This is a genomic window from Flavobacterium sp. CHNK8 (assembly GCF_019774515.1).
Lineage (GTDB): Bacteria > Bacteroidota > Bacteroidia > Flavobacteriales > Flavobacteriaceae > Flavobacterium > Flavobacterium tiangeerense.
The window spans coordinates 2,291,471-2,304,138 of record NZ_CP081492.1 but is presented as its reverse complement, the minus strand read 5'-3'; the positions used below and the strand labels follow the sequence as shown (position 1 = coordinate 2,304,138).

The 12,668-nt window shown below is 34.2% G+C and carries 10 protein-coding genes; 8 read left to right on the top strand and 2 right to left on the bottom strand.

Features of this window, described 5'->3' with window-relative positions:
• Positions 1 to 60 precede the first annotated feature (60 nt).
• From K5V07_RS09835 to K5V07_RS09800, 8 genes are all read left to right on the top strand, one after another.
• Entirely contained in the window at positions 61 to 2,502 is a 2,442-nt protein-coding gene (locus tag K5V07_RS09835) for a heavy metal translocating P-type ATPase metal-binding domain-containing protein (protein ID WP_221918174.1), read from the top strand.
• A 111-nt stretch (positions 2,503 to 2,613) separates the two neighbouring features.
• Positions 2,614 to 2,826, top strand: a complete 213-nt coding sequence (gene ccoS / locus K5V07_RS09830; RefSeq protein ID WP_221917324.1) for a cbb3-type cytochrome oxidase assembly protein CcoS — start codon at positions 2,614 to 2,616, stop codon at positions 2,824 to 2,826.
• A gap of 27 nt (positions 2,827 to 2,853) precedes the next feature.
• On the top strand, positions 2,854 to 5,031 hold the full coding sequence (gene ccoN, locus K5V07_RS09825; protein ID WP_221917322.1) for a cytochrome-c oxidase, cbb3-type subunit I: 2,178 nt from the start codon (positions 2,854 to 2,856) through the stop codon (positions 5,029 to 5,031).
• Positions 5,032 to 5,036: 5 nt separating this feature from the next.
• On the top strand, positions 5,037 to 5,207 hold the full coding sequence (locus tag K5V07_RS09820; RefSeq protein WP_221917321.1) for a CcoQ/FixQ family Cbb3-type cytochrome c oxidase assembly chaperone: 171 nt from the start codon (positions 5,037 to 5,039) through the stop codon (positions 5,205 to 5,207).
• A gap of 23 nt (positions 5,208 to 5,230) precedes the next feature.
• On the top strand, positions 5,231 to 6,130 hold the full coding sequence (locus K5V07_RS09815; RefSeq protein WP_221917319.1) for a cbb3-type cytochrome c oxidase N-terminal domain-containing protein: 900 nt from the start codon (positions 5,231 to 5,233) through the stop codon (positions 6,128 to 6,130).
• Positions 6,131 to 6,200: 70 nt separating this feature from the next.
• Positions 6,201 to 7,619: a cytochrome c oxidase accessory protein CcoG gene (ccoG, locus tag K5V07_RS09810; protein WP_221917318.1), complete on the top strand. Its 1,419-nt coding sequence runs from the start codon at positions 6,201 to 6,203 to the stop codon at positions 7,617 to 7,619.
• Between the two features lie 25 nt (positions 7,620 to 7,644).
• Entirely contained in the window at positions 7,645 to 8,097 is a 453-nt protein-coding gene (locus K5V07_RS09805; protein ID WP_221917317.1) for a FixH family protein, read from the top strand.
• A gap of 61 nt (positions 8,098 to 8,158) precedes the next feature.
• Positions 8,159 to 8,860: a sulfite exporter TauE/SafE family protein gene (locus tag K5V07_RS09800; protein ID WP_221917316.1), complete on the top strand. Its 702-nt coding sequence runs from the start codon at positions 8,159 to 8,161 to the stop codon at positions 8,858 to 8,860.
• A gap of 68 nt (positions 8,861 to 8,928) precedes the next feature.
• Here K5V07_RS09800 and hemN read toward each other — a convergent pair whose 3' ends face one another.
• Together hemN and K5V07_RS09790 are read right to left on the bottom strand one after the other, a co-directional pair.
• On the bottom strand, positions 8,929 to 10,293 hold the full coding sequence (gene hemN / locus K5V07_RS09795) for an oxygen-independent coproporphyrinogen III oxidase (RefSeq protein WP_221917315.1): 1,365 nt from the start codon (positions 10,291 to 10,293) through the stop codon (positions 8,929 to 8,931).
• A gap of 134 nt (positions 10,294 to 10,427) precedes the next feature.
• Positions 10,428 to 12,392, bottom strand: a complete 1,965-nt coding sequence (locus tag K5V07_RS09790; protein WP_221917314.1) for a DUF349 domain-containing protein — start codon at positions 12,390 to 12,392, stop codon at positions 10,428 to 10,430.
• Positions 12,393 to 12,668: the final 276 nt, after the last annotated feature.

The window sequence follows — 12,668 nt, the reverse complement described above, 5'->3', positions numbered from 1 at the left end:
ATATCATATTTTAATTAACATTCGTTTAGGTTCTTTGCTTCAGGAAAAATGAGCAAAGTTATGGAGAAAAACAACTGTTTCCATTGTGGATTAGATGTCATAAAAGCCGAAGAAATATTTTTTGACGATAAAATTTTTTGTTGCACGGGTTGTAAAACAGTGTATGAAATTTTTAATCAAAACGATTTAAAAAGCTATTATGATTTTGAGAAATCACCCGGAGCAACACCGCAAAATACAAATGGTAAATATGATTTTTTAGACAATGAAAGTATTGTATCAAAATTATTGGAATTCAAAGAAAATGAAACAACAATTATTTCACTTAACATACCACACATACATTGTAGCTCGTGTATTTGGATTCTGGAAAATTTACAACGTCTTCAAAAAGGCATAAGCACCTCACAGGTCAACTTTCCTGAAAAGAGAGTACGCATCACCTTTAACTCCGCTACGGTATCTGTCAAAGAAATTGTTTTAATGCTAAGTTCTATAGGCTATGAGCCCTATATAAGTTTAGAAAACTACGAATCTGGTAAGGCTGTTGTAGATAGAAGCTTAACCTACAAACTGGGTGTTGCTTTCTTTTGTTTTGGGAATATTATGTTACTTTCTTTTCCAGAATATTTTGAAGTTAAGGAGTATTGGCTTGACCACTATCGAGGTTTTTTTAGATGGTTAATATTTGCTTTGTCGCTACCTAGTTTTTTCTACTCGGCAAGCGGTTATTATGTGTCTGCTTACAAAAGTATTAAAATCAAAATGCTCAATATTGATATTCCTATTGCCTTAGGAATCATTGTCATGTTTGTGCGTAGTACTTTTGATATCATCATGGATTATGGTTCTGGTTTTTTTGATAGTTTAACGGGACTTATCTTTTTTATGCTCCTTGGCAAAATGTTCCAAATAAAAACCTATAGTTTTTTGAGTTTTGAAAGAGATTTTAAGTCTTATTTCCCTATTGCAATAACTAAAATTAATCCTGATGGAACGGAGTTGAGTATTCCTATTTATGAAGTAGAAAAAGGAAATAGATTGCTGATTAGAAACCAAGAACTCATTCCTGTTGATGGTATATTACTGTCTGAAAAAGCAGAGATAGACTATAGTTTTGTAACTGGAGAAGCAGTGCCCATCGTGAAGCATTCTGGAGATAAAGTTTTTGCAGGTGGAAAACAAATTGGGAAGATGATAGAAATGGAAGTTTTGCAAACCGTCTCTCAAAGCTATTTGACGCAGCTGTGGAGTAATGATGTGTTCCAGAAAAATGTGGAGCAAAAACACAAAACAATTACAGATAAAATCAGTCGATATTTTACTCCTATATTGTTGTTAATTGCTTTTGTAGGATTTGGATATTGGATTTTTATTAATGCCAATACTGCTTTTAATGTTTTTACCGCCGTTCTTATTGTAGCATGTCCTTGCGCGCTTGCTTTGACCGCTCCATTCACTTTTGGGAATGTCTTACGAATTTTAGGAAAACAAAAATTTTACCTTAAAAATGCTTTGGTTATAGAACAATTAGCCAAAGTAGACACCATAGTTTTTGACAAAACAGGAACAATCACTACCAATAAAAAATCTAAAATTACGTATGTGCCACCCAGTGAAATAAATGGGATTGGAGTTCAAGAGGCCGCAATTAATTCAGAAACTAATGCATTAATAAAAAATGCGCTACGAGGTTCAAATCATCCGTTGAGTAGAATGTTATATGATTTTTTACCTGAAGCAAAATTGATTAAAGTAGAAAATTTTGAAGAACAAGCCGGTAAAGGTATTCAGGCTATGGTTGCTGGAAGTCATATAAAAATTGGTTCTCGAGATTTTGTTCTTCATACAAATTTAGAGACGGATAATAAAGGTTTTGATAGTGAAGTTGAACTTGAAAATACCGTTGTATACATTACTATTGACGAAGTTTATTATGGGAAATATATCTTCATGAATCAGTATAGAGATGGTTTAGCGAAACTGTTTCAAGATTTGAGTAACAAGTACGAAATTAAAATTTTATCAGGAGATAATGAGGGAGAAAGAGCTACTCTTGAAGCTCTTTTGCCGAAAGGCACAGCATTAATTTTTAATCAAAAACCAGAACAAAAACTAGAGTTTATCAAAGCTTTGCAGGCCGAAGGTAAGAATGTGATGATGGTAGGTGACGGACTTAATGATGCGGGTGCATTGGCGCAAAGCCATATCGGAATATCCATTTCAGAGAATGTGAATGTATTCTCACCGGCTTGTGATGCTATTTTAGATGCCGAAGAGTTTAAAAAACTAAACTTCTTTTTACGGTATTCTAAAGATGCTATTACCACCATAAAAATGAGCTTTGTAGTGTCATTAATCTACAATGTAGTGGGCTTAGGTTTTGCCATTACAGGAAATTTATTACCACTTGTAGCGGCTATTATTATGCCATTGAGTACCATAACTATAGTTAGTTTTGTTACGGTAATGAGTAATTATTATGCTAAAAGAAAACACTAGTTCATTAAATATTTACAAAGTTCACATTTCATTAACAAATGTTTCAAGTATGATAAATGTCATATTTTACGTGAATGCATCACATTAACTTTGTTGAAATAAAAATACAATATGAGTGTCATTTATCTATTAATATCCATCAGTATTCTAGTTGCTATAGGTTTTTTTATAGCATTTATTAGAGCGGTCAAAACAGGACAATATGATGATGATTATACTCCCTCTGTTCGAATGCTTTTTGAGGATGAGTTAATTCAAAAAGAAATAAAAAATAAGGAGGAGCCTTTAAAAATAGAAAATCTAGAAACTCAAAAAAATAATTAATAAACAACTTTCAAAATAATTACAAATATGGAAATGCAGCAGTTTTATTATGACAACAAAATTGTAAAAAAATTCATTTACGCCACCATAGTTTTTGGGGTAGTAGGAATGTTAGTAGGACTTATTCTTGCTTTTATGTTTCTATTCCCAAATATCACCGATGGAGTTTCGTGGTTGAGTTTTGGTCGATTAAGACCATTACATACTAATGCTGTTATTTTTGCCTTTGTAGGTAATTCTATGTTTGCAGGTATTTATTACTCTATGCAGCGCCTTTTAAAAGCAAGAATGTTTAATGATTTTTTAAGCAATCTGCATTTTTGGGGATGGCAATTAATTATTGTTGCTGCGGCTATTTCTTTACCATTAGGATACAGCACATCTAAGGAATATGCCGAGTTAGAATGGCCTATAGATATTGCAATTGCCTTGATCTGGGTTGTTTTTGGGATCAATATGATTGGTACAATTCTAAAACGTAGAGAACGCCATTTATATGTTGCCATTTGGTTTTATTTGGCCACTTTTGTAACTGTTGCAGTTTTACATATCTTTAATAGTTTGGCATTGCCAGTATCTGGATTAAAAAGTTATTCTGTTTATGCGGGTGTTCAAGATGCACTAGTTCAATGGTGGTATGGTCATAATGCGGTTGCTTTTTTCTTAACCACACCTTTTTTAGGTTTGATGTATTACTTTATTCCAAAGGCGGCTAACCGTCCGGTGTATTCGTACCGCCTTTCAATTATTCACTTTTGGTCTCTGATTTTTATTTACATCTGGGCAGGCCCACACCATTTATTATATTCGGCATTGCCAAACTGGGCTCAAAATTTAGGTGTTGCTTTCTCAATCATGTTAATTGCTCCATCTTGGGGAGGAATGATCAACGGACTTTTAACGCTAAGAGGAGTTTGGGATAAGGTAAGAGTAGAACCTGTTTTAAAGTTTTTTGTAGTAGCAATTACCGGGTATGGAATGGCCACTTTTGAAGGTCCGATGTTGTCTCTTAAAAATGTTAATGCTATTGCACATTATACAGACTGGATTATTGCACACGTTCACGTAGGCGCTCTAGCTTGGAATGGTTTTATGGCATTTGGTATGATTTATTGGTTAGTTCCTCGAATGACCAAGAGTAATTTGTACTCTACAAAATTAGCTAATTTTCATTTTTGGATAGGTACTCTCGGAATCATCTTGTATACTTTACCAATGTATGTTGCTGGATTTTTACAAGCATCGATGTGGAAGCAATTTAACCCAGATGGAACATTAACCTATGGTAATTTTCTAGAAACGGTTACTCAAATCATGCCTATGTATTGGATGAGAGCCATAGGTGGAACGATGTACTTGGTAGGAATGTTTGTATTAGTGTATAACATTTGGCAAACGGTTCGATTTGGATCAAAAGTAGAAGACGAACACGCCGAAGCTCCTGCGTTACTAAAAATGAGTTCAAGTAGAGTTAAGGGTGAAAAATTCCACCCTTGGTTAGAGCGCAAGCCTATTCAATTGACTATTTTGGCAACAGTAGCTATCTTAATAGGTGGTGTGATTCAAATTGTACCTACTATAATGGTAAAGTCTAATATTCCTACGATAACTAGCGTAAAACCATATTCTCCACTTGAACTAGAAGGACGTGATTTATACATTCGTGAGGGTTGTGTAGGATGTCACTCTCAATCGGTACGACCATTTAGAAGTGAAGTAGAACGTTACGGACCTCAATCAAAAGCGGGAGAATTTGTATACGATCATCCATTTTTATGGGGATCAAAACGTACAGGACCCGATTTATTAAGAGTAGGTGGAAAGTACAATGACAATTGGCATTTCAATCACTTTTGGAATCCACAAAGTATATCTGCGGGCTCTATCATGCCGGGTTACAAATGGCTTTTTGACAATAAAGCTATGGATATTTCTATGACCCAAAAGAAAATGGAAGTGATGTCTACACTAGGAGTTCCTTACACTCCTGTGCAAATTGCTGGTGGACTGGATGATTTACGCAAACAAGCCATTGCTATCGAAGAAAGTTTAAAAAACGACCCTGATTTTGTAAAAAGTTATGAGGAAAGTAAGAAAAAAGCCGAAGCAAGAGGTGAAAAATTTGTGCCAATGAACGAAAGAGAAATTGTGGCTTTAATAGCTTATATGCAACGTTTGGGTACTGATATTAAAGTAAAAAAATAGTAGTTATGTTTGAACAAATTAAACACAATATGGAGACCATTGATGGTGTAGCCATATATCCTATTCTGTCATTATTAATTTTCTTTTTCTTTTTTGTAGGTCTAGGTCTTTGGGTTTTCTCTTATAATAAAGAAAAAATTAAGGAGTTGAGCCAGATGCCATTGAGCGATAATTAATTGTAGTATTTAAACTAGTTAGAATGAAAAATAATTTTCCTGTATACGTTAGAGTTCCTGTAATTTTCTTTGCTGTTTTTATGGTAATGGAGTATTTCATTGACTCAGGAGACCGACCTGCATTTATAAAATTCCCAATGGTCACCGTGTTTTTATTAGTATTTCTTTTTTTATTGATTGCAGTAGAAATTACTTGGAAAGCTGTTGATACCATTACATACCAATTATTGACGCAAGATCAAAAAGAAGCTTTGCTTAAAAAACAAAATATTCGTTTTCAAGATCAGGCGTGGTATAAAAATTTAATGGCAAAACTCACTAAAACGCAGCCTCTTGATAATGAAGGACAGTTGTTATTAGATCATGATTATGATGGTATTAAGGAGTTAGATAATAATTTGCCGCCATGGTGGGTGTATTTGTTTTATGCGTGTATAATTTTTGGAGTAGTTTACATGGTACGATATGAAGTATTGGGAGCAGATAATCAAGAAATAGAGCTTCAAAAGGAAGTGGCTCAAGCCAAAATTGAGATTGCTGAATATATGAAAACTGCTCCAGACTTGATGGATGAAAAAACGGTAACCTTGTTGACAGAACCGGCCGATCTAGCTGCTGGAAAGGAAATTTTTATCACTAATTGTGCTGCTTGCCATAGAGCTGACGCTGGTGGTCAAATAGGACCAAATTTAACCGATGATCAATGGATTCTAGGCGGTGGTATAAAGAATGTTTTTCATACTCTGGTTAATGGAGGCCGTGACGGAAAAGGAATGATATCCTGGAAAGGGACCTTAAAGCCAAAAGAAATGCAAAAAGTTGCTAGTTATATTTTATCCTTGAAAGGCAGCAACCCACCTGATGCAAAAGCATCTGAAGGGGAAGTATGGGTTGAAGAAAGTGCAGTAGTCGCTGCTAAATAATTTTCATCCTGGGACTGGTGTTTGAACATCAGTTCCAAGTTTTGTAAACTCGTTTTTATAACTTAAAATAATGTCAAATTCAGCAGACGAAGCGTTTAGAGACACCATAGGAACTATTGACGAAGAGGGGAATAGAAAATTTATCTATCCTAAAAAACCTTCTGGAAAGTTGTATGAGTACCGTAAATGGGTAAGTTATTTTTTATTATTAGTCTTAGTAGCAAATCCATTTGTTAAAGTGAATGGCAACCAGTTCATGATGTTCAACATTTTAGAACGCAGGTTTACAATTTTTGGATTTCCTTTTTGGCCACAAGATTTTTATCTGTTTGTGCTTTTCATGATTATCGGAATTGTTTTCGTTATTCTTTTTACGGTTATTTTTGGACGTATTTTTTGCGGATGGATTTGCCCCCAAACTATTTTTCTCGAAATGGTTTTCCGCAGAATTGAATATTGGATAGAGGGAGATAGAGGCGCTCAAATTCGTTTACATAAACAGGAATGGAACGCTGAGAAGGTTAGAAAGAAAGCGCTAAAATGGTCACTTTTTTTGATCATATCGTTTTTTATTGCTAATGTTTTTTTAGCCTATCTCATCAGCAGTGATGCTCTTTACAAAATGATTGAGGAGGGACCACGTAACCACATCAGTACCTTAGTTTCATTAGGTATTTTTACTGGTGTGTTCTATTTTATATTTGCTTGGTTTAGAGAACAAGTTTGTATTATAGCGTGTCCTTACGGTAGGTTACAAGGTGTTTTATTAGATGATAAATCTATAAATGTAGCCTATGATTTTGTTCGAGGTGAAAAAACCGCTGGCAGAGCAAAATTCAATAAGCAAGAGGATAGGAGTGCCACCGGAAAAGGAGACTGTATTGACTGTAAACAATGCGTTAATGTTTGCCCCACAGGAATTGATATTAGAAATGGAACGCAATTAGAATGCATCAATTGTACGGCTTGTATTGATGAATGCAACACCATTATGGATAATGTGGGATTGCCTCAAGGTCTTATTAGATACGCATCTGAAGAGGAAATTGAGAAAGAAAAAAAGTTCAAACTCACCAGCCGAATGAAAGGGTATTCAGCCGTTTTATTCATTTTAACGGGTGTTTTGATAGGTTTGTTATTCCTTCGTTCAGATGTTGAGGCGGTGATTCTAAGGTTGCCAGGGCAATTGTTTCAACACAAAGGGGACAATATAAGTAATGTGTACACTTTTAAGGTGATCAATAAAACTAGTAAAGATCTTGACAGCGTTCATTTTAAATTGGTCGGCATCAAAGGAAGTTTGAAAATTGTAGGGATCCAATACTTAAAAGTGTCTAAGCAAAGCATGGACAGCGGAACACTTTTTATAGAAATCAATCAAAATATTTTAGAAACCGATAAAACAAATCTAAAAATTGAAGTGTTTAATGGTATTGATAAAATAGAAACTACCACTACTAGTTTTTTAAGTCCACGTAGTTTTAATTAAAGTGTAACAAGCAAATAGTAAGAACATGAAAATAAATTGGGGAACAGGAATAGTAATTGCTTTTGGATTGTTTATGACATTCATTTTGTTTTTTGTATTTAAGGTACAGTCTGATTCTAAATATGATAATGAATTGGTAGTAGAGGAGTATTACAAGCATGATGCTCATTTTGCTGAGGAGATGACTCGCATACAAAATGCTGCTGATTTGGCTCAAAGGCCAATTATAAACAACAAAGCAAACGGAATAGAAGTAGAATTTCCTAAGACTTTTGAAACCAATAAAATAAAAGGGAAAGTGTCTCTATACAGGCCGTCTAATAAAAAATTAGATTTTGAAATTCCTATTTCATTATCTAATGCTACAACTTTGCTCATTCCTAAAAAAAGTTTAGCAGGCGGCCGTTGGGACATTAATATGGAATGGCAATACAACGGAAAATCATATTTGTCAAAGGAAACGGTTTACGTGAGGTAAGTACTAGAAATCATTTCAACAAAATATTCTTCATTATTTCTTAGATCAATAAGAATACAACATGTTTTATACAGCAATTATATTTGGTTTACTAAGCAGTTTTCATTGCATTGGGATGTGTGGTCCTATTGCTATGATGTTGCCTGTAGATAGGAATAACTCCTCTAAAAGAGTTTTACAAATAATCACGTATCATTTGGGTAGAATTTCAGCTTATGCCACCATAGGATTTGTATTTGGTTTAGTGGGCAAAGGTTTTTTTATGGCTGGTATACAGCAGCAACTTTCTATAGGGATAGGAATTGCAATGATTGCAGTGGTACTTATTCCTGAAAAGTTATTTGCTAGATATAATTTTTCTAAGCCTATATTTAAACTCGTGGCTGGTATTAAATCAACTTTAGGAGCACAGTTCAAAAATAAAAGTTTCAAGTCATTGTTTACAATAGGTTTACTAAACGGATTTTTACCTTGTGGTATGGTTTACGTTGCCTTATTTGGAGCTATTGCTATGCAAAATGCAGGTTGGGGTGTTGTATACATGATACTTTTTGGGTTAGGTACATTGCCGCTCATGAGTAGTATTGTTTTAATACAGGGATATATTACAATGCCTATGCGAAACCGAATTCAGAGATTAATTCCCTATATAGCGATAACAATGGGATGCTTGTTTATTTTGCGCGGTTTAGGTTTGGGTATTCCATACGTATCGCCGTCTACAATGAGTTTGTTTATTCAATCTAATGCCACTTGTCATTAATTAATATGTTTTCTCATAAACAATAAAGCACGCCTTGAGCGTGCTTTATTTTTTTGTAAAAGTGGGTATCAAATTGTCATCGAAAAAAGAGCCGTTTCTGGCGCTTTTCTTTTCAATCTTAAGTCAAATGCCATTCCTATATTTCGAATATAAGGTTTGCCTTTTTCAGTAATTGCAAGGCTATTTTCATGTATCACGATAAGAGCGTCTTTTTCCATTTCTTCTAGCTGCTCCAGTACTTCTGGGAGTTCTTCAAAATATAATGAAGTATCATGCCAAGAAGTTTCAAATTGGCACATTAAATTTAAAATGTGTTTTCTAATGATGAGGTCTTCAAGAGTTAAGATATGACCTCTAAAAACTGGCAGTCTATCCCATTCAAGCAATTGGTAATAATCGTCTAAGTTTTTAGCATTTTGAGAAAAACCATACCAGCTGTCACTTATTGAGGATACGCCCAGACCTATCATTAACGGAGTTTTTGAAGCACTATATCCCATAAAATTACGGTGTAAAGTTTTTTCTTGAAAAGCAATGTAAAGCGCATCAGTTTTTAATGCAAAATGATCCATCCCTATTTCATGATACCCATTCTCATATAATAATTCTTTACCAGTTTCATACAATTGCCTCTTTTTATCATCTTGTGGCAAATCTTCGTCATTAAAACCGCGCTGCCCATTTCCTTTTATCCAAGGCACATGCGCGTAACTGTAAAATGCCAATCGGTCTGGTTTAAGGGATTTTGTCTTTTCAATAGTGTCTATTACATCGTCAATTTCTTGAAACGGTAATCCATAAATAATATCATGACCTATTGATGTATACCCAATAGCTCTTGCCCAGAAAGTTACTTTCGCTACATTATGAAACGGTTGTACTCTGTGAATAGCGTTCTGAACCTTTTCAGCATAATCTTGCACCCCAAAACTTACTCTTCTAAAACCTAGCGCATATAGTTTTTGTAAGTGAGCATAGGTTGTATTGTTAGGATGCCCTTCAAAACTAAATTCGTGATCTACAGATTTATTGGCATGCATGAAAATACCGTTTATTAAGTCCTCTAAATTTTGAGTCGAAAAAAAAGTAGGTGTGCCACCGCCTAGATGTATTTCTTTGATTGTAGGTTTTTCGCCCAATAGATTGCAATATAAAGTCCATTCTTTTAAAACTGCCATGATGTAAGGATGTTCTACGGCGTGATTTTTTGTAATTCGCTTATTACACCCGCAAAAAGTACATAAGCTTTCGCAAAATGGCAAGTGAATGTACAAACTAAGACCTTCTTGAGGACCACTTTTACGAAATGATTGTTGTAACGTTTGAATCCATAAATCACTAGTAAAATCACTTTCATCCCAGTAAGGAACGGTAGGGTAGCTAGTGTATCTAGGGCCGGGTACATTATATTTTTGAATCAAAGAATTTTTCATAATAGATCATTTTAGCACCTCAAAAGTAGGGCGAGTCTATCAAGATAAAAATGATAATTATCATATAGAATTGTCATAAAAATAAAAAACCCCAATCCTGCTGGATTGGGGTTTACTACCTTGTGGGTAAAAATCTATTCTTCTATTTTAATATTTTTTAATTGCTTTAGTTTTTCTTTCCATACATCAAGACTTTCTTTGTGAATGGCAATGTTTTTACGAACTTCTAATACAATTGAATTCTCTTTCTTAGCATTACGAGTATTGGCAAAAAACTGAATGTTGTTTTCCAATTGAAAAATTTCATTTTGAACTTCATCAATCTTACGCATGATGAAAATTTTCTCACTATCTAGTTTTCTAGAATCATTACTTTCAGATAATTGATCCATTCTATTAGCAAAACGCATCATGTCAGTATCCTTTTTACTCAAGCTTAATTTTTCAAAAAGAGCATCTAGAATTTTGTTAAATTTCCCTTCAATATGCCTTCTAGCAAAAGGCACTTTACCAAAACCTTTCCAGTTTTCAATATGAAGTTTTATAGCATCAAGATCGGTTTTATGATCACCTGTAAGTTGAAATTCTCTCAAAGATTCTAGATATGTTTTTTTACCTTCAAATGCAGTAACTTCTTCACTATTTTCTTCTTTTTTATGTTCTTTAAGGTGTTCAAAATAGTGGTTGCAAGCTTCTCTAAACTCTTTCCATATTTTGTCCGAATACTTTCTAGGAACATGACCTATTTCTTTCCACTCTTCTTGAATTTGCTTCATTATAGGTGTAGTGGCAGCAAAATCAGTGCTTTCTTGTAGTGCTTTTGCTTTTGCTACAAGTGCAGTTTTTTTAGCAAGATTGTCGTTTTGATCTTTTTTAATGTCTTTATAGAAAGAATTTTTAAAAGAATTAAAATTACGTACCGCATTTTTAAAAGCACTCCAAGTTTCCTCATTAACTTCTGAAGGAACTTTTCCAGCCGAGAAAAAAGCAGTGCGCAATGCCTCAACCTTTTCTATTTGGCCTAGCCACTGCGAGTGAGCATTCACTTTTTCAGTAGCCAGAACTTCAATTTGAGCAATAATGGCTTTTTTATTTTCTAGATTAGCCAACTCAACTGCACGCTGATTTTCAAATAAAACTTCACGTTTATCGTGCATTTTTTTAGTCAAATCGCTAAACTGATTCCAGATTGCATCTCGGTGTTCTCTTGAAACAGGACCAATATCTTCTTTCCAGATTTTGTGTAAATCTTGTAATTCTCTAAAAGCTTTATTAACATCTTTTTCAAGAACCAGTTCCTCAACACGGGCAACAATTTTTTGTTTTAATTCCAGGTTGTGTTTAAAATCAAGGTCTCTCGCTTCACGATCAAGGTGTAAATAATCATAAAAATTTTCAACATGAAAATGATAATTATTCCACACATGGTTGTACTTATCCTTAGGAATAGCCCCTGCATTATTCCATCGCTCTCTTAAATCATTAAAATGTTTTAAGGTGTCCTTTATATTAGCTTGCGGATTTATAAGATCTTTTAATTCCTCAACAATAGCAAGCCTATTTTCTAGGTTATTTTTTAGGTTAGTTTGTAAACTTTTAAAATGAGCATTCTTTACCTCACGAAATTGTGAATACAATTTATCAAACTGACTTTTTAATGGAGAGTGGTATTCAAACTCTTCAGTAGGATCTTGATTTTCAGCAAGGAATTCCTCTTTCTTTTCTTCAACTAAGTGGTTGTATTTAGCTAAAAAAGCTTTCTTTATTTCTTCAATATGATCCTTGAAAGCAAGTGCTTTATCGCTAGAAACAAAACCTTTAAGTTCCTCAACAAGCTCCTCAAGTGCAAGTGCATCATAATCCTTCATAGGAATTTCATGGCGCTCTTTCAACGTTTCATCTTCGCTTTCCTCTGCATTACTGGCAGCAATCGCATCTGTTGCAGTAGTGGCATCAGCTTCAATTAGTACAGCTTCGGGTTGCATTACTTCACTTAAATCATCTTGAGTTGCAGTAGTATCATTCAAGATTGTTTCGGTACCATTTCCATCTGCATCTTCTTGATGTTGATCCAGGTTGTCATTCTTTTCTTCTAACATTTTTTTAAATGTATAAGGTTTCTAAATAATATTGAGTCCGAAAGGTAGTAAAGCCTTACCAAAATACAAAATATACAAGCCATTTTATTAATCATACATCAAATGATGTTTTTAATTAAGAGCTTTCTCCAGCTGTACGCTATATCTTTAGGATCCTGAAAAAAAAATCAGGATCCTAAAGGATGCCGCTTCCATCTGGGCTAGGAATCTAGAATATAACAGGAAATTTTTTAAAACAGAAGTATCTCAAAACTGATGTAAAACTCTCAACAGCTT